Raw genomic sequence first — 25,220 nt, forward strand, 5'->3', positions numbered from 1 at the left:
GCCCATAGGGCTACTTTTTCTATTTAAATCTATTTCTTATTATAGAAACTACACATACTAATATCATTATTATAATAAATGAGTATATAATTATATCAAAAAAGCTAAGTCCTAAACCGTAAAATCCATGATTGCTGTAAAATGGATATCTAAAATTAAAAAAGTTATGGGATCTTTTTGGAGTATAGTCTTGATCATTAAAGACCTGTTTCTTATTTGAAGTATCAGATATTTTTTCATTTTTAGTGTCTTTTGTGCTATTAGAGAAACTTCCACTTTTCATAGAACTTTTAGGTTCAGAGTCTTTATATGTAGTATCCTTGGTATTTGAATAAGAGCTAGAATCATTTGTGTTACTTTTTGTAGTGTTTGAAAAACTTCCGCTTTTTAATCCAGAGTTACTAGATTTTGGAGTAGTAGAATATGTATCCATTGTTTTATAATTACTATCTTTGGTATCGGTACTATTTTTAAAATTAGAAGTCTTTAAGCTACTATTACTGCTTTTGGGTTTTTGATATGAAGAAGAATTACTTTTATATGATTTAGTATAAGAAGAACTCCTAGGTTTAGAATAGGAGCCGCTTCTTGTTTTAGCATAAGCAGTATTTATCATTATTTGAGAAAACAATAATGTAAATATCAAGAATATAGATAAAAATATTCTTTTGAAATTTTTATTCATAAAAATACATCCCCTTAATCTAAGTTGCAAGAATTAAATATTTGAGCTACATAATCGAATTCACAAGCATCCGATATTTCTCCATAAGTATCTTCTTTTATACCAGGATAGTGATATAATATATACTTTTCTTCGTGATTATGTATATTTTGAATGACGATATACCTCTTATTATCATTTAATACCTGTATAGTAGATAACACTTTATACGTATCTTCTTCATTTGTATCATTATTTGTAAGATTTAAAGTATAATCACTATATCCTGTACAATTTACCTCTTTATGATCGCATGTCACTATTTTCGAGTTTGATCTGCATCCAAGGCAAGTATCGAAATTACATTCTTTTATACATCTAAAGCATGAGCATTTTAAGCAGTTTTCTATCTGCTTAAAATGAGACTCATGTTCTTTCTTGTATTTATTTAATTTGCTTATATAATAATCTTCTTTTTCAAAGATTTTAAAAATAGATTTTTTATTATATTTAGATTCTAAAGCATCTATAAGCTTTATATAATCTTTTAATATATTTGATCTAGATATATATTTTCTTTGGTTTATTCTATCTTCTGATAAAAACTCATTTATATCATTTATTGCATAATTTATATCTACGTATATTTTTTCATATTTATTTTTTTCATTTTCAAATAAATTAGAATCCATTTTAACCACCTTAACTAGTTTTTATATTTTTGAAGTTCTAAGTCTAAATCTATATCATTTTCTAATTTTTCAAATTCTTCATCTAGAGAATCTGAATTATCTTTAAGTTCAGACATACCTTCTGCTAAAGCTTCTTTTTTAGAAATTTTTCTTTCAATATCATCTAAATCAATACTATTAGACCCATTATCTATATTTGCTAATATCTCATTTACCTTTTGAGATGCTTCAGCATTATTAAGTCTTGCAGCAGCTTCATCTCTGTAATGTCTTGTCTTTTTAATTTCATCTTCTAAGCTTATAAGTTTTGATTTTAATTGATCTGCTTTTATCTTAGCTTCATCATAAGATGTTTTTAAACTCTCATATTTTTTATCGGATTCTATTTTCTTTTGCAAAGCTTTTTTAGCTAAATCTTCATTATTTTTACTCATTGCAAGCTTGACTTTTTCATCAAAATCATTAGATTCTTTTAATGTTTCATCCATTTGCTTCTTTATTAAGTGTGCATTTCCTATTACTTCAGCTGAAGATAATTTAGCCTTATTAAGACTTTCTTCCATTTCTCTTATCTTAAGATCTAAAAGCTCTATAGGGTTTTCTGCTTTATCTAATGCACTATTTGCTTTTCCTTTTATAATGTTGTTTAATCTTTTAAAAATTCCCATTTAAACATACCTCCATATCATTTAATTATATTCACAAGTGGTTTTTAAAACTACTTGATGTACTTATGATAATATATAAATACAAAAAATGAAAATGCCATTTAGAGTGAAAAACGATTGAAAAATGATATTATATATAAATAACTTACAAATACTAATGCTTTCTTAAAAATGCTATAAATATAATAAGAAAAAATATTTAAAAATACAACACGTAGTTATTGAAACTACATAATGCTATTTTTACATTTTTTTAATAGGTTATATACATATTAAATGTAAACATTTGATACATTATTTGTTTAGAATAAAATACTTTGAATTTTTAAATACTAACAATGATAAAGCGAAACTTAATTTAAATAGAGTTTTTACTCTAGATAAATTTTTAATATGACATTATACAAGGAGGCTATTATAGTGTATATATGTGATTACCATGTGCACACAGAGTTTTCTTTTGACTGTGATACTCCTGTTGAGGAAGTTATAAAAAAAGGAATTTCTATGGGACTCAATGAAATGGCTTTCACTGATCATGTAGAGTATGATATTGAATTGATTGATTTTGATAAATACTTAAAAATGTACAATGAAATGAAAAATAAATATAAAGATAAAATAGATATTTTGTTAGGAGCTGAAATTGGATTTCAACATCATGTAATAGATGATATAGAAAAGTTAATTGATAAGTATCCTTTTGATTTTACTATATTATCAACTCATACAGTAGATAGGCTTGATATTTGTAATGGAGATTTTTTTAAAGATAAGGATTTAAAAAATGCTTATCTTAGATATTTTGAGAATATGCTAGAGAGTATAGAAAAATTTAAGAATTACAGCATATTAGGACATTTAGATTTTATAAGTAGATACACCAGGGATGATCAAAAGTTATTGTATAGTGACTATATAGATATAATAGATTCTATATTAACTAAAGCTATTGATAATGACTGTGGAATAGAAGTTAATACATCGGGGTATAGATATGGTTTAGACAGTGTACATCCACAAGTAGACATATTAAAAAGGTATAACGAGTTAGGTGGTCAAATAATAACTGTTGGATCTGATGCTCATAAATCAAAGGATATATGTGCAGATTTTGACATAGCATACGATATATTAAAAAATATAGGTTTTAAAAAAATTACTACATTCAAACAGAGAAAACCAGAATTTAAAAATATCCCATGATGGGATATTTTTTTGTAAATATGATATGGATTTTTCGTCTAAACATTGAGCTAGAAATCTATTTTGGATCAAAATGTAAAATAATATTGAGTATTATGTAAATTTATAGTAAAATAATTAGTGGAATAGGAATTGAGTATCGTACATAGTATAGGTCTGTATAATTTAAAAGAGATTACGATAATGGCAAACTTATTGAAAGGTAAGGACGCAAAGTTATGTGTCTAAGGGATGATAATCCTATGATTGACAGACTGCCAAAATTATTAATATGTTAGAGTTATATATTTTGAATGGTATTATAACTCTTAATTATTTTGTATATTAATAGGCATCTATGAAATCATAGATGTTTTTTTATTTCAAATTATAAAGCTTAGGAAAGATATAAAAGAATATAAGAATAAGGAGTAGGGTGTTTAAATGAAAAAAATGTTGAATTTTAAAAATAAAATAGGATCTAAACTTATTATAGTATTTATTTTGTTAATAACCATGTCACTAAGTGCATTAGGAATAACTTCGTATTTTAAATCAACAGCTATTCTAAAAGAGAATTTAAAAGATAACTCTTTTCAAATAGTTAAGCGAATAGAAGAAAATATGGCAACTTTTATAGAAGAAAATGAATTTAATATTATTCAAATGTCTCGTGATCCAAATGTTCAACAAGTTATATCGAACCTAGATTCACAAATGTGGATGATGGAAACTTTTAAAAGTTATAAAGAAGCTCATCCATTTGTTCAAAGTATTTATTTAGCTACGATAAATAGAAGTATGTATTTATATCCTCAAGCGGACCTACCAGAAGGATATGACCCTATTGAAAAAGATTGGTATAAAAATACTTTAAGTAAGAATGATATAGTGTGGGAAAAACCGTATAAAGATATAGTTACTGGAAAAATGGTTACAACTGTTTATATACCTGTATATAATACTTATAATGATAATGAATTGGTTGGTGTATTGGGAGTAGATATATCTTTAGAAAATTTTTCAACTAAAGTAAATAAACTTAAAATTGGGAAAAATGGTTATGCTGTTTTAGTAGATGAAGATTTAAAACTTATTACTCATAAAAATAAAGAACTTATAGGAACTCGTATAGATATAAAAGAAGTTGAAGAAGCTATACAGAAAACTAATGAGGGGAGCGTACCATATTCTAAAGATGAAAAAGGATTTTCAAAAGATAAAATTGCATTATTTACTAAAATAGATAAATTAGGATGGACTGTTATTGGAACTATGTATGTTGATGAAATTAAAGATGATACTAAGGTTTTATTTGATAATACATTAATTATAGGATTTATCTCTTTATTGATAGCTGGAATCACTTCTATTTTGTTTTCTAAGAATTTAACAAAACCTATAAAGATACTTTTAGATAATATGAAAAAAATACAAAAAGGTGACTTTACAATAAGATGTAATTTTAAAAGTAAAGATGAAATAGGTCAAATTGGAGAAGGATTTAATGAAATGCTTGATGATATTGGAAAACTTATAAATAATATACAAAATACATCGCAGGAAGTTAATAAGTCTGCACAAAACTTAGCAGGAACTTCAGAAGAGGTTAGTGCATCCGCTGAAGAAGTATCAAGAACTGTAGATGAGATAGCTAAAGGAGCTTCTAATCAAGCCAGTGAATCGGAGAAAGGATCCGCTTTAGCATCTAATTTGGCGAATAAACTTAATGAACTTTCGCAAAGTACTGATGATATGTTAAATTCTACAAAAGAAGTTATAGATGCTAATTTAATAGGGGTTAAAGTTATAGAAGAACTAAAGGAAATAACAGAATTAAATAATAAAGAAACTAAGAAAGTTGGACAAGCAATATTTGAGCAGAATGATAAGGCAAAAAATATAGCTAATATATTAGATACAATAAGTTCAATTGCAGATCAAACTAATTTACTAGCATTAAATGCTTCTATAGAAGCAGCAAGAGCAGGTGAAGCAGGAAGAGGATTTGCAGTAGTTGCTGATGAAATAAGAAAGCTTGCAGAAAGTTCAAGTAATGCAGCTAATGAAATAAAGGAAATTGTTATTAATATTCAAAATGATAGTAATAAAACTGTTGAAATTATGAATAAAGCAAAAGAAAGCACTATAAGTCAATCAAATGCAGTTTCTCATGTTAATGATTCATTCAATGTAATTATAAAATCTATTGATAAAATTACAGAGAAGATTAACTCTATTGGTGAATATGTCACTAATATTAATAATGATAAAGATAATATTGTACAGGCTATAACAAATATATCATGTGTATCAGAAGAAACAGCAGCAGCATCAGAAGAAGTTAGTGCTTCGATGCAAGAACAAGCAAGTGCTGTTGAGGAAGTTGCAAAAGCATCAGACTCTCTTAATGAGCTTGCAATAAATTTAAATAAAGAAATAAGTAAATTTAAAATATAATAAGGTAGATCTGAATGAAAGCCACGGCTAGATTATAAATTATCAGTCATGGCTTTTTATTTATTTTTAAATTTTATTAAATGATGTCTCCAAATTTTCATCTCCTAAACACAGAACTAGTATTACAAGATTTTTATCTAAATCTTCATGGAATGAAAAACTGATTTTTAATTCTTAAAAAAACAAGTCAATAGATTTAATTTGGTCTAGATCAAAGTAAACAGGTAAACCTATATATGTAATTATTGATGACACTATTTCAGAAAAAACTAAGCCCTCGTCAAAGGTTGTAAATCCAATTGAAAAGTGTTTCTTTCATAACTCACATTTAAAGAAAAAGACTGTTTATGGTCACCAAATTGTACTTGATTTACTTTCTTGCGATGGTCTAGTTTTACCCTATTTAATAGAAATTTATGATAAAAATAATATGAGCAAAATAATAGATATCGCTTGTAATATAATTAAGTCTCTTCCAAAGCCAGTTAAAGTAGGATATGTTCTTTGTGATAGTTGCAAAAAAATATTGTGTTATTGCTTGTGTTTATGTTGACATTTTCTGAATATTTGATATAATTACTAAAAATAACAAAACTATCATTAACGGAATATTATTTTGGAGGTATGTAAAATGGAAAAACTTATTAGAAAGGGAAATGTAGAACAATTTAAATTTTACTTTTTTAGCTGGAGCTATTTTTACTTTTATAGCGCTGGATGGTTGTTATACAAAAAAATAAAAAATTATCTTTCTAATGAGAATAATAAAAAGTTATGTATTTGTGTATAAAAAAGGATATATTAGTTTTTTTAATATATATTTTTAAATAACATATACTAAAACAAAGAAGACTCATTAGACGGGTCTTCTTTTTTTATATAAAAATTAAAAAAATCAAAACAAAATTATTTTGGAGGTATGTAAAATGGAAAAACTTATTAGAAAGGGAAATGTAGAACAATTTAAATTTTACTTTTTTAGCTGGAGCTATTTTTACTTTTATAGCGCTGGATGGTTGTTATACAAAAAAATAAAAATTCATCTTTCTAATGAGAATAATAAAATGTTATGTATTTGTGTATAAAAAAAGATATATTAGTTTTTTTAATATATATTTTTAAATAACATATACCAAAACAAAGAAGACTCATTAGATGGGTCTTCTTTTTTATATAAAAAATTTAAGGAGGTAATTAATATGGTCATTGTTATGAAACCAGAAACACAAGAAAGGGAAATTGAAAAAATTAAGGTTAAAATGCAGAGTTTAGGGTGTCAAGTTCATGAAGTAATAGGAGATAATTATACCATTTTAGGTTTGGTTGGCGATACAAGCAAAATTGATCCAACTATTATTCAATCAAATAGAAATGTAAATAAATTAATGAATGTACAGGAACCATATAAAAAAGTAAATAGAATTTTTCATCCAGAAGACACTATAGTTACAGTTAATGGTAACAGTATTGGAGGAAATAAATTTGCTGTTATTGGAGGTCCATGTTCTGTAGAAAGTGAAGAACAAATTCTAAGTATTGCTGAGGATATTAAAGAAGCAGGTGCTACATTTTTAAGAGGAGGAGCTTTCAAACCTAGAACATCACCATATAGTTTCCAAGGATTAAGAGGGGAAGGACTTGAACTTTTAAAATTAGCAAGAGAAAAAACCGGTCTTCCTATAGTTACAGAACTTATGTCTGCTGATGTTATAGAAAAATTTGTAGAAGATGTAGATGTTATACAGATAGGTGCAAGGAATATGCAAAATTTTGATTTATTGAAAGAGGTAGGAAAAACGAACAAACCTGTTTTATTGAAAAGAGGTATGTCTGCTACCATTGAAGAATTTTTAATGTCAGCTGAATATATAATGTCAGAAGGGAATGAAAATGTAATACTTTGTGAGAGAGGTGTAAGAACTTTTGAAAAATACACAAGAAATACTTTAGATTTAAGTGCTATACCTATAATAAAAAGACACAGCCATTTGCCAATAATTGTAGATCCTAGTCATGCAGGTGGACTATGGTGGTTAGTTGAACCATTAGCTAAAGCAGCCATGGCAGTTGGTGCAGATGGACTAATGATAGAAGTTCATAATGATCCTGCTAATGCTAAGTGTGATGGGCAGCAATCTATTAAACCTGAAAAATTCAAATCTTTAATGAGTTCGTTAAAACAAATAGCGGATATAGAAAATAAAGAAATATAATGGGGTGATGTATTTGGATGAGTTGGATTTTAATATAACTATTGTAGGGTTAGGACTTATTGGGGGATCTTTTGCAATGGCATTAAATAAATTAAAACCTAAGAATTTATGGGCTGTTGATATAGATGAAGATGCTATTAAAACCGCAAAGAGTTTGGGGATAATTGATGAGGGGTACTTGCAACCTGAAATTCCACTTAAAAATTCTGATATTGTAATTATATGTTTATATCCAGAATTAACAATAAAATTTATAAATGATAATATGAATAATTTTAAATCAGGAGCTATAATAACTGATACTGCAGGTATTAAACATAAAATACTAGAAAAAATAAATTCATTTTTACGTAAAGACTTAGATTTTATTGGTGCTCATCCAATGGCAGGAAGAGAAAGTAATGGGATTGGGTTTGCATCAAAGGATATATTTAATGATGCAAATTATATAATCACTCCTACAGATAAAAATAAAAAAGAAAATATTGAGATTTTAGAAAAAATTATTAAAAGTATAGGTTGTAAAAATATAGTTAAAGTTAGTCCGAAAAAGCATGATGAAATTATTGCTTTTACAAGTCAATTACCTCATATAATAGCATCAGCTCTTGTGAATAGTGATATTGAGGAAAATACAAATTTATTTATTGGAGGAAGTTTTAAAGATGCTACAAGGGTAGCAAATATGAATACTCAGCTTTGGTTAGAAGTGTTTATAGATAATGGGAAAAATATAATAGAAAAGATAGATATTTTTGAAAAAAATTTATCTCAGATTAAAAATTTAATAATAAATAAAGATATTGATTCATTAGAATCTATATTTGAAAAAGGAAAACTTAAGAGAGGGGAGATAATGTAATTATGCATACTTTAAATATAAATCTTCCTCAGAAAAATTATCCTATATATATTGAAAAAGGGCTGATGAATAACATTGGAGAAGAGTTGAAAAAAATATACAAAAACAAGAAAATAGCTGTAATTACAGATGCAAATGTTGAAAAAATATATGGACAAAAAATAAGAGATAATCTTAAAAATGATTTTGAAGTCAAAATGATTGTTTTAGAGCCTGGTGAAAAAAGTAAATCAATAGATGTTCTTCAAAATGTTTATGATGAGCTTTTGGATTTTAAAATAACTAGAGCAGATTTAATAATAGCATTTGGTGGAGGAGTTGTTGGAGATTTAACTGGTTTTGTATCTTCTACACTACTTAGAGGAATACCATTTGTACAAATTCCAACATCTCTACTTGCACAAATTGACAGCAGTGTAGGTGGAAAGGTAGCTGTCAACTTACCTAAAGGTAAAAATCTTATAGGAAGCTTTTATCATCCAGAAGCAGTTTACATAGATCCAGAGTTATTAAATACTCTTGATAAAAGATTTTTATATGACGGAATGGCTGAGGTAATAAAGTATGGTTGTATAAGGGATGAAAATTTATTTCAAAATCTACTTGAATATAATAGTAATAAAGAGTTATTTGATAGTATAGAAGAAATAATATATAGATGCTGCAAAATAAAGAAGAATATCGTAGAAAGTGATGAAAAAGACACAGGAGAGAGAATGATATTAAATTTTGGGCATACTTTAGGTCATACTGTAGAAAAACATTTTAAATATGAAAAGTATACTCATGGAGAAGCTGTAGCAATAGGAATGTATCATATAACTAAAAAAAGCGAGAATATGGGTATAACTCAAAAAGGAACATTAGATAAAATAAAGAAAATACTGATTAAATATAAACTACCATATGAACTGCCTAATATGAATAAAAAAGAAGTTATCGAAACTATTAATTTAGATAAGAAAAATAAAGGAAATGATATTAATATTATCTTGCTAAAAAGAATAGGAGATAGTTTTTTAAAGAAAATAGATAGAAAAGATATGAATATGTATATATAAATTTAGATGACAAAAGGAGTTTTTAGAGTGAAATGTGTAAAAATAACACCGTCAATACTTGAAGGAGAAATTAGAATACCACCATCTAAAAGCATTAGCCATAGAGCTATAATTTGTGGGGGACTTAGTGATGGAATAAGTAATATAGAAAATATTGCATTTTCTGATGATATTATTGCCACATTAGAAGGTATGAAATCTTTAGGGATAAAAGTTAAAAAAACTGAAATAGATTCAGAGAGTGGAACAAGTAAAATTTCAATAAAAGGAAATGAAACATTAAAGCTAATAAATAATCAAATTGATTGTAAAGAATCTGGCTCTACATTAAGATTTTTTATACCAATGGCTTGCTTGACTGGAGAAAGTATAACTTTTACTGGTAGAGGAAAACTTTTAGAGCGTCCTCTTGATACTTATTATGAAATATTTAAAAAACAGGGTATACAGTATTTAAATGATAATAAAAAATCATCTCTAAATGTTAATGGAATATTAAAACCAGGAACTTTTGAAATAAAAGGAAATGTAAGTTCTCAATTTATTACTGGACTTATGTTTGTATTACCAATACTTAATGGAGATTCTAAAATAGTAATAACAACTGATCTTGAATCAAAGGGGTATATCGATTTAACAATTGATGTTTTAGATAAGTTTTCTATAAAAATAGAAAATAATAACTATAAAGAGTTTTATATAAAGGGAAATCAAAAATATGAAGTTAATGATTATAGAGTAGAAGGAGATTTTTCTCAAGCGGCCTTTTGGACTGTTGCAGGAATAATAGGAAATAATATTAAATGCATTGATTTGAATGTTAATTCTCTTCAAGGAGATAAAGCTATTTTAGATATAGTAAAAAATATGGGTGGAGATATAGTTATAAATAATGAATTTATTGAAGTTAAAAATTCAAAAACAGAGGGAATAGTAATTGATGCTTCTCAATGTCCAGATCTTGTTCCGATACTTGCAACATTAGGATCTTTAAGTGTTGGAACTACAAAAATAATCAATGCTGCTAGACTTAGAATAAAAGAATCAGATAGATTAAAAGCAATAGCCACAGAGTTAAATAAATTAGGTGCAGATATTAAAGAATTAGAAGATGGGTTGTTGATTAATGGAAAAGAAAGGTTAAAAGGTGGAACTGTTGATAGTTGGAATGATCATCGTATAGCCATGGCGTTAGCAATTGCTTCTATAAAATGCAGTGAACCTGTTATTATACAAAATAGCGATGCTGTAAAAAAATCTTATCCAACATTCTGGAGTGATTTTAAAAAGCTAGGAGGAAAAATAGATGAGTGGAACATGGGGGAATAATATAAAGCTTTCAATCTTTGGGCAGTCTCATGGAAAAGCTATAGGAATAGTTATAGATGGTCTTCCAGCAGGTATAGAATTAAATTTTGATTATATAAATAACGAAATGCAAAGAAGAGCACCAGGTAAGAATAAAATATCTACACCAAGAAAAGAAAGAGATGAGTTTGATATATTAAGTGGATATTTTAACAATAAAACAACAGGAACACCATTATGTGCTGTTATATATAACACAAATCAAAATTCGAAAGATTATGAATCTATAAAAAATATTATGAGACCAGGTCATGCCGATTATACAGGATATATAAAATACTCAGGTTTTAATGATTATAGAGGGGGAGGACATTTTTCAGGAAGATTAACTGCACCATTAGTTTTTGCAGGAGCAGTAGCAAAGCAAATTTTAGAAAGAAAAGATATAATAATTGGAAGTCATATAAAAAGCATAGGTAATATAAATGAAGAGTATTTTGATTGGGTAAATCTTAAAGGTGAATTTTTGAAAGAAATAGTAAAAAAAGATTTTCCTGTTATTGATGATGAAATAGGGACAAAAATGAAAGAATTAATTTTAAAAGAAAAAGAAGAAGAGGATTCTGTAGGAGGAATAGTAGAAACAGCAGTAATAAACTTCCCAGTAGGAATAGGTTCGCCATTTTTCAATTCAGTTGAAAGTAAACTTGCTCATATAATATTTTCTATTCCAGCAGTAAAAGGAGTTGAATTTGGAGCAGGATTTGATATTACTAAAATGAAAGGTTCTGAGGCTAATGATGAATTTTTTATAGATGAAGATAAGGTTAAAACCTATACAAATAATAATGGAGGAGTACTCGGTGGAATTACAAGTGGTATGCCTATTATATTTAGAACTGCATTTAAACCTACTCCTTCAATAGGAAAAGTGCAGAAAACAATTGATATATCTAAAAGAGAAAATATACAAATAAATGTAACGGGACGCCATGATCCATGTATTGTACAAAGAGCAGTGCCAGTTGTTGAAGCTGCTTGTGCTGTATCTTTGTTAGATTTAGTGATAGAAAGGGAGGGGGTAAAATGGATAATTTAAGGAATGATATTGATTGTATAGATAAAGAACTTATTAAGTTATTTGAAAAAAGAATGGAAAAAGTATTAGAAATAGCTGAATACAAATATGAAAATGATTTTCCCATACTGAATATATACAGAGAAGAACAAGTTTTAAGTAAAAATACTAATTATCTTAAAAATAAATATTTTCAAAAATCAGCACAAGAATTTTTAAAAAGTATTATGGATATTAGCAGATTAATTCAAGAAGATCAATTAAGAAAGTATATTGATATAAGTGATAAAAAAAAACATAAAACAAAGAATACAATATACAAAAATAAAGAAAATGAATATATAGTAGGCTTTCAAGGCGTTCCGGGATCCTTTAGTGAACAGGCTCTTATAGAGTATTTTGGAGAAGATGCTAAAACTAAAAATCTAAATGAATTTGAAGATGTTTTTAAAGCACTCAAAAATAATGATATAGATTATGGAGTACTTCCTATTGAAAATTCGTCTACTGGTGGAATATCAGAAATATATGATTTATTACGTAAATATGGACTTTATATAATAGGTGAGAAATGTTTAAAAGTAGATCATAATTTACTAGTAGTTAAAGGTACTAAAATAGAAGATATCAAAGAGGTATATTCACATTCTCAAGCTTTTCAACAGAGCAGTGAATTTTTCAAAGAATATCCTGGGTGGAAATTAATTCCTTATAGTAATACAGCTATTAGTGCAAAGTTTATTAAGAATGAAAATTCAAAAACGAAAGCCTCTGTATCTAGTAAAAAAGCAGCACAATTATACGATTTAGATATACTTGAAGCTAACATAAATTTTAATCAAAGTAATTATACAAGATTTATTGTAATAGGTAAAAATCTTGAAATAAATAATGATTGCAATAAAATTAGCATATTGTTTTCTATTTCACACAAACCAGGTACTCTTTTTAACGTTCTAAAGTATTTTGCTCAAAATAATTTGAACATGACAAAAATAGAATCAAGGCCTATTATTGATAAATCATGGGAATATTTCTTTTATATAGATTTTGAAGGTTGCTTGAGGGATGAAGTGGTAAAAGAAACAATTAAATTAATTGAAAAAGAGAGCATATATTTTAAATTACTTGGAAATTACAAATCGCATAAAATATAAAAAGTTTAAAAGGGGGATTGCTTTGAGTAGTTTATATGGACTTATAGGAGAAAAGCTAGGCCACAGCTTCTCTTCTATAATACATTCAATAATATTTAAAGAGTTAAGTATAGATGGGAATTATCATTTATTTGAAGTTAATAATGAACATTTAAAAGATGCAGTGTGTGGATTAAATGCATTAAAAGCAAAAGGAGCAAATGTTACTATACCGTATAAGGTTGATATAATGAAATATTTAAATGATATATCAATAGAATCTAATAAAATAGGAGCAGTAAATACAATATGTTTTAAAGATAATAAAACTATTGGATATAATACTGATTACTATGGGTTTGGAATAATGCTTAATAAATATAATGTTAATGTTAAGAATAAAACTGCTGTAATACTTGGAACTGGAGGAGCTTCAAAGGCTGTAGTTCAATATCTTTTAGATAAAGAAATAAATGATATTGTATTTGTAAGTAGGGATATTAATAAAGTGGATGTAAAATTCAAAAAATTTAAATTAATATCATATGATGAAATAAAAAATATAAAACAAAAAGATATAATAATAAACTGCACACCATGTGGAATGCATCCTAATGTAAATATTTCTCCTATTAATAAAGAAGATATGTCAAAATTTAAAGTAGCAGTTGATTTGATATACAATCCTACACAAACTTTATTCTTAAAATATGCAGATGAATTAGGGTTAGTATCTATAAATGGGCTGTATATGTTGATAGGTCAAGCTGTAAAAGCACAAGAATTATGGAATAACATAGAAATTGATAGTGCTATCTGTGATAAGATCTATTATAAAATTAATTCAATACTGCAAGGTGGTAATAATGAATGAGAAAGATAAATAAAAATATAGTTCTTATAGGAATGCCTGGATGTGGCAAGACAACTATAGGAGACATTTTAGCTCAAAAATTAAGTATGGAGTTTATTGACATAGATAAATATATCGAAGAAAGAGAAGAAAAAAGCATTACAGATATATTTAATTATGGAGAAGATTATTTTAGAAAAATTGAAAGTAAGGCAGTAGAAGAGGTGAGTAGTAAGTCCTCTATGGTTATATCTACTGGGGGAGGGGTAGTGAAGTTATATTCGAATATAGAAAGACTTAATAAAAATGGAATAATAATATTTGTTAACAGGCCCATAGAAGACATAATTTCTGATGTTGATATAAGTTCACGACCTTTATTAAAAGATGGAAAAGACAAAATTTATAACCTATTTAAACAAAGGTATTACCTTTATAAGAAATATTGTGACTATGAGATAATTAATGATGCAGAATTAAATGAAGTTGTAGGTAGAATAATTAAATGTGTAGATTAAATAAAATAAGGAGATGAAATCCTTGAAAGTACTAATAATAAATGGCCCTAATATTAATTTTTTAGGTATTAGAGAAAAAGATATATATGGTGAAAAAACATATGAAGAAATATGTTCATACTTATATGAAAAAGCAGGAGAGTTATTACTAAAAATAGATATAGTTCAGAGTAATATAGAAGGTGAAATTGTAAACTATATACAAAATGCTTATGGTGTTTATAATGCAATTATAATAAATCCTGCAGCATATACTCATTACAGCATAGCAATATATGATGCTTTAAAAGCAGTACAAATACCAACCATTGAAGTTCATATAAGTAATATTCATGCAAGGGAAGAATATAGAAGAAAATCTGTAACTGCTCCTGCATGTATCGGGCAAATTTGTGGATTTGGAATTTATGGATATGTTATGGCTATGATGGGATTTGTAAATATGAATATTTAAATTGATATATAATGTGAAAATAAGGGGTTGGAATTATGAGTGAAAATCTGTTTAGAAAAGAAGTAGCTTCTATAAAACCGTATATACCGGGAAAGTCTGTAGATGAATTGAAGAAGGAATTAGATATAGAAAATATTGAAAAACTTGCATCTAATGAAAGTCCATTAGGGCCATCTCCAAAGGCTATTGATGAAATTAAAAAAGAATTAGATAGTATACATATATATCCAGACCCTAACTGTACTAAGTTAAAAGACGGATTATGTAAAAAATATAATCTAAAGCATGAAAATATAGTCATAGGTAATGGTGGGGAAGAACTTTTAAAAATAATAGCTCAAACTTTTATAAATGAAGGCGATGAGGCTATAATGGCTAACCCTACATTCGGGAAATATGCGAGTGAAGTTCTTTTTATGGGTGGAGTTGCTCACCAAATAAATCTTAAAGACTATAAGCATGATTTTGAAAAATTTGTGCAAAAGATCAACGACAAGACAAAATTAATTTATGTATGTAATCCAAACAATCCAACTGGAAATATAATGACTAAGGATGATATTGATTACTTAGTAAAGAATACTCCAAAAGATGTAGTTTTAGTATTTGATGAAGCTTATTATGAGTATGCTGTAAAAAATGATAAGTATCCAGATTCTTTAGAGATATTAAGAGAAAGACCAAATACTATTATACTTAGAACATTCTCAAAGGCTGCGGGAATTGCATCAGTAAGAGTTGGATATTTACTTACATCAAGTGAAATAACTAGTGCTATGAATAAGATGAAGATGGTATTTCATGTTAATAGGTTAGCTCAAGCTGCTGGGATAGGAGCCTTAAATGATTCTGATCATATAGATAAAACTGTAGATCTTAACTATGAATGTATGGGAATGATGGAAAAATACTTTGAAGAAAATGATATAGACTATATAAAGTCTAATTCAAACTTTGTATTCGTAAATGTTGGAGTTGATTCAAAAATAGTATTTGAAGAATTACTCAAAAAAGGAATCATAGTAAGACCCGGATATTTTTGGAACTGGAAAAACTGGTTAAGAGTTAGTACAGGAACTAAAGATCAAACTCAAAAATTTATAGATGCATTACAAGAAGTATTAGAAGAAAATAAGATACATGCTTAAATAAGGGTAAAATATAAAAAGTTAGAAATAATTACTAGACAAATGAGATGAATGATGTTAAAATAATAAAAATAACAAAAATTATGAATATTAAAAATTCGGCGATTAGAAAAAGTAAGTAATACATGAAGTTATAGAGAGTTGGGGATGGTGGAAGCCCGATATGAATTGGTTACTGAATGGTTCTATGAGAAGCGGTGTGAAATCTTAGGAGAGTATCACTTGTCGTGGGTCTCACGTTATAGGGACAGAGTATCGAAATAGATAGGTCTATTTCTGTATTTGGAAGAGAGATGGTAGTGATACTATTTTAAATTAGGTGGCAACGCGGAATATAAACATTTCGTCCTATATATTAGGATGAAGTGTTTTTTTATTTTCTGTACAATTTTGTTACTTTTTTAGAAGGTAGTATTATATCTAATCAGGGTGGCAACGCGGAATATAAAGTATTTCGTCCCTAATTATAGGGATGGAATGCTTTTTTTTATTATAAAAAAGAGGTGACAATATGATTTATCCAGATTATTACAAATTCGAGAATCTGAGTAAAGATTCAAAAATGGTTCCTATCTGTATGGAAATAGAAGGAGATATGGATACACCAATTACTTTATATAGAAAGCTTTGTAAAAGTAAAAATAGCTTTCTTTTAGAAAGTCTAGAAAATGGTAATAAATGGGGAAAGTTTTCTTTTATTGGGAGGAATCCATTCATTATTGTAAAATGCAATGGCGATGAGGTAATTATTAATAAAGAAGACAAAGTTATTAATAAAAAAGGAAATTCAATAGAAATTATTAAAGAATTAATTAATGATTATAGAGCTCCTAAGATTGACAATATGCCTGATTTTACAGGTGGAGCAGTAGGATATATGGGATATGACATTATAAGAAATTATGAAAAACTACCTAATGTAAATAAAGATGATATAAAAATGCCAGATGTACATCTTTTAATTACAAAAGAGGTAATTGCTTATGATCATACAAAACAGAAGATAAAAATCATTGTTAATACATTAATAAAAGATGATATAAAAAAATGTTATGAACAAGGGATAAACAGATTAAAAGAAATAAAAAAAGAAATATTAGAAAATAATTTTTATGTTGAAGAACAAAAAGAAAATTTAGAAGAAATAAAATATGCAAGCAATGAAACGAAAGAAGAATTTATGCAAAAAGTCTTAAAAGCAAAAAAATATATAAGAAATGGAGATATATTTCAAGTTGTATTATCACAAAGACTTGAGGTTAAAACAAGTATTAATCCATTTAAAGCATATAGAACGTTAAGAACTCTTAATCCATCACCATATATGTATTATATAGATTTTGGAGATTATCAAATAGTTGGTTCATCACCAGAATTACTAGTAAAGGCAAATAAAGGTATAGTAGAAACGTGTCCTATAGCAGGAACAAGACCTAGAGGAAAAGATGTAAAAGAAGATGATAAGTACTCTAAAGAATTATTAGAAGATGAAAAAGAAAGAGCAGAACATTTGATGCTTGTAGATCTTGCAAGAAATGATATTGGTAAAATATCAGAATTTGGAACAGTAAAAGTAAATCAATATATGGAAATACAGAAGTATTCTCATGTTATGCATATTGTATCAAATGTAATTGGAAAAATGAAAAAAGAATACGATATGTATGATGCTTTAGCAGCTTGTCAGCCTGCTGGAACAGTATCTGGAGCACCAAAAGTAAGAGCTATGGAAATAATTGATGAACTAGAAAATAACAAAAGAGGTGTATATGCAGGTGCAATTGGATATCTGGGTTTTAACGGCAATATGGATACATGTATAGCTATAAGAACTGTTGTATTTAAAGATAATACTGCTTATATACAGGCAGGAGCTGGAATTGTTGCTGATTCTAATCCAGAAAGTGAGTATAATGAAACATTAAGAAAGGCGAAAGCTCTTATTGAGACAATAAAAAAAGTAGGGGGGGAGAATATTGATTGTAATAATAGATAATTATGATTCGTTTACATATAACCTATATCAGTATATAGGAGAAATAAATCCAGATGTTAGAGTATTTAGAAATGATGCTATTAAAATAGAAGAATTAATGAAAATGGATATTAAACATATAATAATTTCTCCAGGGCCGGGTTTTCCAAGTGATTCGGGGATATCAAAAGATGTTATTAAGAAATTAGGAAAAGACATTCCTGTACTTGGAGTATGTTTAGGGCATCAAGCAATAGGAGAAGTATTTGGAGGAAAAATAGTTCATGCTAATAAAATGATTCATGGGAAAACCTCTATGATTAAACATAATGAAACAGATTTATTTAAAGATGTTCAAAATCCATTAGAAGTAACAAGATATCACTCTTTAGTTGTAGAAAAAAATTCTATTTCAGATGAACTTATTATAACTGCTCAAAGTTCAGATGGAGAAATTATGGGTTTAAAGCATAAAAAGTATCCTATATATGGATTGCAATTTCATCCAGAATCCATTTCAACTAAGGGTGGGAAAAAAATATTAAAAAATTTTTTAGAATTATAAGTATTGGAGGTCATATATGTGATAAAACAAGCAATTAATAAGTTAGTAAATAATGAAAATTTAAGTGAATGTGAAATGATCAATGTTATGAATATGATCATGGAAGGAAAAGCAACATCAGCACAAATAGGATCTTTTTTAACAGCACTTAGAGTAAAAGGAGAAACGATAGAAGAAATTACAGGAAGTGCTAAAGTAATGAGAGATAAATCATTACATGTAAAAATAAATAAAGAGTATTCTATTGATACTTGCGGAACTGGTGGAGATGGGGCAAATACATTTAACATTTCTACTATAGTAGCATTTATTGCATCAGCTTGTGGAGTTGCAGTTGTAAAGCATGGAAATAGATCTATTTCAAGTAAATGTGGAAGTGCAGATGTATTAGAATTACTAGGTATAAATATAGATTTAAATTCTTGTGAAGTAGAAAAGTGTGTTGAAGAGATTGGTGTAGGATTTATGTTTGCTCCTAATTTTCACAAATTAATGAAGAATGTAATAACTTCAAGAAGTGAATTGGGGATAAGAACCATATTTAATGTACTTGGTCCATTAACAAATCCAGCTAGGGTAAATGGACAGGTGCTTGGGGTATTTGATGAAAAGCTTACAGAGGTTTTAGCAGGGGTTTTAAAGGAGTTAGGTGTTGAAAGAGCAATGGTTGTACACGGATTAGATGGATTAGATGAAATTACTACTACTGCAAAAACAAAGGTAACAGAGCTGAAAAATAATAATATAAGTACTTACTATATTAATCCTATAGATTTTAATATACCTCTAGCAAATAAAGAGGATATACAAGGAGGACAAATAAAAGATAATGCAGATATTATGTTAAGAATATTAAATGGGGAAAAAGGTGCAAGAAGAAATATAGTTTTACTAAATGCTGGGGCTGCTATATATGTTGGGAAACAGGCAGATTCTTTAGAAGATGGAATTAATAAGGCAAAAGAAGTACTAGATAATGGCTTTGCATTAAAGAAGTTGAATCAACTTATTGAACTAAGCCAGGAGATGAAAAAATGATTTTAGATGAAATCGTAGATTACAAAATAAAAAAGATAGAAGAAGAAAAGAAAATCACTAGTATTGATGAAATTCTTTCTAAGTTAGACAACTGTAGTAAAACAAGAGATTTTGAAAAAGCCATAGCTGATAATCAAGAATTAAATATTATAGCAGAAGTAAAAAAAGCATCTCCATCAAAGGGCATTATAAAAGAAGCTTTTGATCCAATTTATATAGCAAAGGAATATGAAAAAAATAATGTAAGTGCTGTATCTGTATTAACAGAAGATAAGTTTTTTCAAGGAAACAATGAGTATTTATCTGAAATAAAAAAAATAACTTCTGTTCCTATTTTAAGAAAAGATTTTATTATCGATCCATACCAAATTTATCAATCTAAGTTATTAGGAGCGGATGCAATACTTTTAATTGCAGCTATTTTATCTAAAGATAAACTGATTAAATTTCAAAATATAGCAAAAGAAATAGAACTTGACTGCCTAGTAGAAATACATAATGAAACTGAATTAGACATGGTATTAAATACAGAAACAAAAATAATTGGAATTAACAATAGAGATTTAAAGACATTTAAAACAGATATTAAAACAACAGAAAAGCTAATAAAACTAATACCAAAAGATAAGATTATAGTAAGTGAAAGTGGGATAAATACAAGAAATGATATGAAATTTTTTGAAGGCTTAGAAGTGAATGGAGTGCTTATAGGAGAAAGTTTAATGAAATCAAAATGTATAAATGAAAAATTAGATGAGCTTAGGGGGATATAGATTGACGAAAGTAAAAATATGTGGACTCAAAAGAGAAGAAGATATTTTATATGTAAATGAGTTACAACCAGATTATGTTGGATTTGTATTCACAAAAAGCATTAGACAAATAGATAAATACAAAGCAAAAGAACTAATAGATATTTTAGATAAAAATATAAAAAAAGTAGGAGTTTTTTTAAACAACTCTTTTGAAGAAGTAAATGAAATAGCAAAATATTGTGATTTAGATATACTTCAATTTCATGGAGATGAAAGTCCTATGTATTGTAATAGGTTTGATTATGAAATATGGAAAGCATTTAGAATAAGAGACGAAACAAGTTTAAAGGAATTAGAATCATATCCTGTAAAAGGTTTTTTACTAGACACTTTTGTAAAAGGACAGTATGGAGGAACAGGAAAAATATTTAATTGGGATATAGTATCAGATATAAATAAAGATAAATTTGTTATTTTAGCAGGAGGTCTTAAATGTGAAAATATAAAAAAAGCAATAAAAACTATAAAGCCGCATGTTGTAGATTTAAGCAGTGGTGTTGAAGTAAATGGAGTAAAGAATTTTGAAAAAATAAAAAAAATTATAGAAAGTGTGAGGGGATAAAATGAGTAAATTAGATATGCCAAAAAGATTTGGTAAATTTGGAGGACAATTTGTACCAGAGACTTTGATGAATGCATTAATAGAACTAGAAAGAGAGTATATAAAAGCAAAAAATGATGAAAATTTTCAAAATGAATATAAATATTATGTTAAGGAGTATTCAGGAAGACCTACACCATTATATTTTGCAAAAAATCTAACAGAAAAGTTAGGAGGGGGAAAAATATACTTAAAAAGAGAGGACTTAAATCATACAGGTGCGCATAAAATCAACAATGTTATTGGGCAGGTTTTATTAGCAAGAAGAATGGGAAAAAAACGTATTATAGCAGAAACAGGAGCAGGTCAGCATGGAGTTGCAACTGCTACAATATGTGCCATGTTTGGATTAGAATGTGAAGTTTATATGGGAGAAGAAGATATAGAAAGACAATCGTTGAATGTATTTAAAATGAGATTATTAGGTGCAAAAGTAAATTCTGTAGCCTCAGGTACAGGAACTTTAAAGGATGCTACAAATGAAGCTATTAGAGATTGGGTCACTAATGTTGAAAACACATTTTATGTTATTGGTTCTGTTGTAGGACCTCATCCTTATCCAACGATGGTAAGAGATTTTCAAAGGATCATTGGTGATGAGGTTAAAGAACAAATATTCCAAAAAGAAGGAAGAAATCCAGATTATTTAATCGCTTGTGTAGGAGGAGGAAGTAATGCCATGGGATTATTTTACCCATTTGCACAAGAAAAAGATATAAAAATATATGGTGTAGAAGCAGGAGGACTTGGAGTTGATACAGATAAACATGCAGCTACTATTAGCAAGGGCTCTATAGGTGTAATACATGGGATGATAACATATTTACTTCAAGATGAATATGGTCAAATTACACCAGTACACTCTATATCAGCTGGGCTTGATTATCCAGGAATAGGGCCAGAACATGCATATTATCATTCTATAGGTAGAGTAAAATATGAAGCGATAAATGATGATGAAGCAGTAAATGCATTTCAATATCTAACAAAAGTAGAAGGTATTATTCCTGCACTTGAAAGTTCTCATGCAGTGGCTTATTTAATGAAGTTAGCGCCAAATACAAAAAAAGATGACATAATTGTACTGAATTTATCAGGTAGAGGAGATAAAGATGTAAATACAATATTAAATGTTATAGGGGGAACAAAAAATGAAAAGTAGAATAAGCGGAAAATTTAATACATTAAGAGAAAAAAATGAAAAAGCACTAATTACTTATATAACGAGTGGAGATCCTGATCTAGATACTACCTTAAATTTAGTATTTGAAATGGAAAAGGCAGGAGCTGATATTGTTGAGCTAGGCATACCTTATTCTGATCCTTTGGCTGATGGTCCAGTGATACAAAGGGCAGCTCAAAGAGCTTTGAGAGCAGGAACAAATATTGATTCTATTTTTGATATGGTTTTAAAAATAAGAGAGAAGACAGAAATACCTCTTGTGTTTTTAGTGTATTTTAATACTATTCATAGTTATGGAATGGTAAGGTTTTTAGATAAGTGTCAAAACAGTGGAGTTGATGGATTAATTATACCAGACTTACCATTAGAAGAGAGAAGAGAATTAAATGATATTATGAAGGATTACCCTATTGATTTAATTGCTTTAGTTGCACCTACATCTGAAGATAGAATAAGAGAAATTGTTTTAGATGCTGAAGGATTTGTTTATTGTATCTCATCAAAGGGAGTAACTGGAACAAGAGATTGTTTTGAAGTAGATTTATCAAATTTTATAAATAAAGTAAAGGAATATACTACGACACCTTTAGCCATTGGATTTGGTATATCTAATAAAGAATCTATAAAAAATTTAAAGGGATTATGTGATGGACTGATCGTTGGAAGTGCGATTGTTGAGAAAATTGAAAAAGGAATAGAAGAGGAATCTGTTGAAGATCAAGTTTTTAATTTTGTAAGTGAACTGCATGAAGCTATTGATTAAATAACAGCTAGATACAGTTAAAACGTCATATTTAAATTTAAAATTTAAATATGACGTTTACACATTCTTTGATTACATACTCTAATATTCACACATACGTCCTACACCCATGAAATTAACTGGATAGAATAGATTTGAATCTGCATATTTTTTGTTTGATTGTTTCTCAAAATTACTGTTGCAAGTTTTATTATTATTATTAACCTTTTCAAATTTTGTAACCCCTGCTTTTTTTTCATCATTAAATTTTACTTGTTTGTTATACATGTTTTTACCTCCTTTATTTTTTAAAAAATATTATTTTTTATATAAAAAAAGAAAGCTCTTTATGAGCTTTCTTTATTATGCTTGAAAAATAGAAACTAACATAACATAAATACATATGAAGATATAATTGAAGACATATAATATCATAGACATACACAGTACAACAATTTATGCTTCTTCATAAGAAATGAGCTCATATTAAAAGGATATATTATTTTTTTATTGAACAATAAGATAGCTTTAACAATGGCATTAATAATAACATTATTAATGCCGTTAATAATGACATTAATAATTATAATGCTAATAATAACTGATTGCTTTAATAATCCTTTTAGTATGAGTATTGTCATGATTAAATTCCCTCCTTCTATAATTTGATTAATAACCGAATGTTGAATTTATTTTCGGAAAATTTACATTCTTCAGAAAATTGCCTTAATGTATAATAACATTCAATTTATGACATGTCAATAGCTTTTATAAATTTTTTTGTTTTTTTTTGGGAATACCAAAATGTTATGGTGCAAAAAATATTAAATACTAGAATATTAGAAGTATTTGATGCTATTAGTATTCCTCGTGTAAATCTTTCAGAATTTAAACTGTATTTAACTATAATACGATAGTTCTATAAATACAGATTTGAATTATTTTTACAATATATACAAATTTAGGAAGGATATAAAGCAAAGAAACAGTGGCTTGAAAATGGATATGTATTTAATTAGAAAATATATTTGCTCCGAACGTATCTAATAGCAGTTTTGGCTTTAGACTAGGAAGAAGTGCACATGACGCTGTTTTAAAGGTTAAAGAATATATGAACAAAGGATATAAATATGTCGTAGATATGGACCTTGAGAAATTTTTCGATAGTGTAAATCACGATATATTGATGCATAAGGTATCTAGAAGAGTTAAAGATAAGAGGGTTTTAAAACTTATTCATCTTTACCTAAAATCAGGTATTATGTTAAATGGAATTTTTGTAAGAAGTAAAGAAGGAACTCCTCAAGGAGGACCACTAAGTCCACTTTTAGCAAATATATTACTAGATGATTTAGGTAAGGAATTAGAAATAAGAAGACACAAATTTTGTAGATATGCTGATGACTTTAATATATTCGTAAAATCTGAAAGAGCAGGAAAAAGAGTCATGGAGAGTATAACAAAGTTCCTCGAAAAGAAATTAAAACTAAAAGTAAATAAAGAGAAAAGTGCAGTAGATAGACCCACAAGAAGGAAGTTTCTTGGATTTACATTCTATCATATAGCTGATTAATTTTTTCTTTAATTATAGATTCTTCTAGTAATACTCTCTTTTTAGCTTCTTAAAGGACATCTAAAGATATTATTTTTCCATTACAATAGGGCCTAACATGGATATTCCAGAATGAATACATATTTATACATACATTTGAAAGTGAGTGTACTATAAAAGAGAGATTGTTTGAAATTGGTTTACTACCTAGATTTCGTACAAACGAAATCTGGGTTATTTTTTTAGGGTCTGTGGTTTATTAAAAACTATCTATACAAATACCGCGAATACAACGATATTTTGAATATAACTAAGATTTTATCTTATTAATATTCCTAAAATTTGAGAAACTCCCTAAACACACGGTCAAAATTTCATGGCGCCAACGAATTCTAACGAATTCCGTTGCTTAAACACTCAAATTTTTCAACGGAATATTAAACGATAAA

24 protein-coding genes, 1 pseudogene, 1 riboswitch and 1 other annotated feature are annotated in these 25,220 nt (G+C 27.6%); of the genes and pseudogenes, 21 read left to right on the forward strand and 4 right to left on the reverse strand.

The window, feature by feature from the left end:
- Positions 1 to 19: 19 nt before the first annotated feature.
- From WJW32_RS09620 to WJW32_RS09630, 3 genes are read right to left on the reverse strand one after another with little or no spacing between them, the layout of a single operon-like run.
- Positions 20 to 685, reverse strand: a complete 666-nt coding sequence (locus tag WJW32_RS09620) for a hypothetical protein (protein ID WP_340257724.1) — start codon at positions 683 to 685, stop codon at positions 20 to 22.
- Positions 686 to 699: 14 nt separating this feature from the next.
- The gene (locus tag WJW32_RS09625) at positions 700 to 1,356 is read right to left on the reverse strand and encodes a hypothetical protein (protein WP_340257726.1); all 657 of its coding nucleotides are present in this window, start codon (positions 1,354 to 1,356) and stop codon (positions 700 to 702) included.
- Between the two features lie 14 nt (positions 1,357 to 1,370).
- Complete coding sequence (locus tag WJW32_RS09630; protein WP_340257728.1) at positions 1,371 to 2,024, reverse strand: PspA/IM30 family protein; 654 nt, start codon at positions 2,022 to 2,024, stop codon at positions 1,371 to 1,373.
- 420 nt (positions 2,025 to 2,444) lie between these two features.
- On the opposite strand from WJW32_RS09630, the gene WJW32_RS09635 reads away from it, so the two are divergent.
- From WJW32_RS09635 to trpA, 20 genes and pseudogenes are all read left to right on the forward strand, one after another.
- Positions 2,445 to 3,230 carry a histidinol-phosphatase HisJ family protein gene (locus WJW32_RS09635; RefSeq protein WP_340257730.1) on the forward strand — a complete coding sequence of 262 codons (786 nt, stop codon included), beginning with the start codon at positions 2,445 to 2,447 and terminating at the stop codon, positions 3,228 to 3,230.
- Between the two features lie 175 nt (positions 3,231 to 3,405).
- A riboswitch (cyclic di-GMP riboswitch) is annotated at positions 3,406 to 3,492 on the forward strand.
- A gap of 161 nt (positions 3,493 to 3,653) precedes the next feature.
- Positions 3,654 to 5,669 carry a methyl-accepting chemotaxis protein gene (locus WJW32_RS09640; protein WP_340257732.1) on the forward strand — a complete coding sequence of 672 codons (2,016 nt, stop codon included), beginning with the start codon at positions 3,654 to 3,656 and terminating at the stop codon, positions 5,667 to 5,669.
- 76 nt (positions 5,670 to 5,745) lie between these two features.
- Positions 5,746 to 6,195, forward strand: a pseudogene (locus WJW32_RS14935) (IS701 family transposase); the annotation flags it as partial.
- A gap of 673 nt (positions 6,196 to 6,868) precedes the next feature.
- Positions 6,869 to 7,882, forward strand: a complete 1,014-nt coding sequence (aroF, locus tag WJW32_RS09645; protein WP_340257734.1) for a 3-deoxy-7-phosphoheptulonate synthase — start codon at positions 6,869 to 6,871, stop codon at positions 7,880 to 7,882.
- Between the two features lie 13 nt (positions 7,883 to 7,895).
- Positions 7,896 to 8,744 carry a prephenate dehydrogenase gene (locus WJW32_RS09650; protein WP_340257736.1) on the forward strand — a complete coding sequence of 283 codons (849 nt, stop codon included), beginning with the start codon at positions 7,896 to 7,898 and terminating at the stop codon, positions 8,742 to 8,744.
- Positions 8,745 to 8,746: 2 nt separating this feature from the next.
- Positions 8,747 to 9,805 carry a 3-dehydroquinate synthase gene (gene aroB / locus WJW32_RS09655; protein WP_340257738.1) on the forward strand — a complete coding sequence of 353 codons (1,059 nt, stop codon included), beginning with the start codon at positions 8,747 to 8,749 and terminating at the stop codon, positions 9,803 to 9,805.
- Between the two features lie 27 nt (positions 9,806 to 9,832).
- Entirely contained in the window at positions 9,833 to 11,134 is a 1,302-nt protein-coding gene (aroA, locus tag WJW32_RS09660) for a 3-phosphoshikimate 1-carboxyvinyltransferase (RefSeq protein ID WP_340257740.1), read from the forward strand.
- The gene (gene aroC, locus WJW32_RS09665) at positions 11,112 to 12,212 is read left to right on the forward strand and encodes a chorismate synthase (protein ID WP_340257742.1); all 1,101 of its coding nucleotides are present in this window, start codon (positions 11,112 to 11,114) and stop codon (positions 12,210 to 12,212) included. The genes aroA and aroC overlap by 23 nt, the downstream gene beginning before the upstream one ends.
- Positions 12,200 to 13,348, forward strand: coding sequence for a prephenate dehydratase (gene pheA / locus WJW32_RS09670; protein ID WP_340257744.1), 1,149 nt, complete (start codon positions 12,200 to 12,202; stop codon positions 13,346 to 13,348). The genes aroC and pheA overlap by 13 nt, the downstream gene beginning before the upstream one ends.
- A gap of 22 nt (positions 13,349 to 13,370) precedes the next feature.
- Positions 13,371 to 14,201, forward strand: a complete 831-nt coding sequence (aroE, locus tag WJW32_RS09675) for a shikimate dehydrogenase (RefSeq protein ID WP_340257745.1) — start codon at positions 13,371 to 13,373, stop codon at positions 14,199 to 14,201.
- A complete protein-coding gene (locus WJW32_RS09680) occupies positions 14,198 to 14,698 on the forward strand; it encodes a shikimate kinase (protein WP_340257747.1) in 501 nt (166 codons plus the stop codon). The genes aroE and WJW32_RS09680 overlap by 4 nt, the downstream gene beginning before the upstream one ends.
- 22 nt (positions 14,699 to 14,720) lie before the next feature.
- On the forward strand, positions 14,721 to 15,152 hold the full coding sequence (gene aroQ, locus WJW32_RS09685) for a type II 3-dehydroquinate dehydratase (protein ID WP_340257748.1): 432 nt from the start codon (positions 14,721 to 14,723) through the stop codon (positions 15,150 to 15,152).
- Between the two features lie 35 nt (positions 15,153 to 15,187).
- Positions 15,188 to 16,300 (forward strand): histidinol-phosphate transaminase, encoded by a 1,113-nt coding sequence (hisC, locus tag WJW32_RS09690; RefSeq protein WP_340257749.1) that lies wholly within the window; start codon positions 15,188 to 15,190, stop codon positions 16,298 to 16,300.
- Positions 16,301 to 16,392: 92 nt separating this feature from the next.
- Positions 16,393 to 16,654 (forward strand) — a binding site (T-box leader).
- A 157-nt stretch (positions 16,655 to 16,811) separates the two neighbouring features.
- The gene (gene trpE, locus WJW32_RS09695; RefSeq protein ID WP_340257751.1) at positions 16,812 to 18,296 is read left to right on the forward strand and encodes an anthranilate synthase component I; all 1,485 of its coding nucleotides are present in this window, start codon (positions 16,812 to 16,814) and stop codon (positions 18,294 to 18,296) included.
- Positions 18,277 to 18,840, forward strand: coding sequence for an anthranilate synthase component II (locus tag WJW32_RS09700; RefSeq protein WP_340257752.1), 564 nt, complete (start codon positions 18,277 to 18,279; stop codon positions 18,838 to 18,840). The genes trpE and WJW32_RS09700 overlap by 20 nt, the downstream gene beginning before the upstream one ends.
- Positions 18,841 to 18,858: 18 nt before the next feature.
- Complete coding sequence (gene trpD / locus WJW32_RS09705) at positions 18,859 to 19,878, forward strand: anthranilate phosphoribosyltransferase (protein ID WP_340257754.1); 1,020 nt, start codon at positions 18,859 to 18,861, stop codon at positions 19,876 to 19,878.
- Complete coding sequence (trpC, locus tag WJW32_RS09710) at positions 19,875 to 20,651, forward strand: indole-3-glycerol phosphate synthase TrpC (protein ID WP_340257756.1); 777 nt, start codon at positions 19,875 to 19,877, stop codon at positions 20,649 to 20,651. Before trpD ends, trpC begins: the two co-directional genes overlap by 4 nt.
- A gap of 1 nt (position 20,652) precedes the next feature.
- Entirely contained in the window at positions 20,653 to 21,255 is a 603-nt protein-coding gene (locus WJW32_RS09715) for a phosphoribosylanthranilate isomerase (protein ID WP_340257757.1), read from the forward strand.
- 1 nt (position 21,256) lies between these two features.
- Positions 21,257 to 22,456 carry a tryptophan synthase subunit beta gene (gene trpB, locus WJW32_RS09720; protein WP_340257759.1) on the forward strand — a complete coding sequence of 400 codons (1,200 nt, stop codon included), beginning with the start codon at positions 21,257 to 21,259 and terminating at the stop codon, positions 22,454 to 22,456.
- Positions 22,446 to 23,240 (forward strand): tryptophan synthase subunit alpha, encoded by a 795-nt coding sequence (gene trpA / locus WJW32_RS09725; RefSeq protein ID WP_340257760.1) that lies wholly within the window; start codon positions 22,446 to 22,448, stop codon positions 23,238 to 23,240. Before trpB ends, trpA begins: the two co-directional genes overlap by 11 nt.
- An 81-nt stretch (positions 23,241 to 23,321) precedes the next feature.
- On the opposite strand, the gene WJW32_RS09730 is transcribed toward trpA, so the two are convergent.
- Positions 23,322 to 23,507 (reverse strand): hypothetical protein, encoded by a 186-nt coding sequence (locus WJW32_RS09730; protein WP_340257762.1) that lies wholly within the window; start codon positions 23,505 to 23,507, stop codon positions 23,322 to 23,324.
- Between the two features lie 736 nt (positions 23,508 to 24,243).
- Between WJW32_RS09730 and WJW32_RS09735 the strand changes: the two genes are divergently transcribed.
- Positions 24,244 to 24,792 (forward strand): reverse transcriptase domain-containing protein, encoded by a 549-nt coding sequence (locus tag WJW32_RS09735; protein ID WP_340257771.1) that lies wholly within the window; start codon positions 24,244 to 24,246, stop codon positions 24,790 to 24,792.
- Positions 24,793 to 25,220 lie beyond the last annotated feature (428 nt).

This window comes from Tepidibacter sp. Z1-5, from assembly GCF_037844525.1.
Lineage (GTDB): Bacteria > Bacillota > Clostridia > Peptostreptococcales > Peptostreptococcaceae > Tepidibacter_A.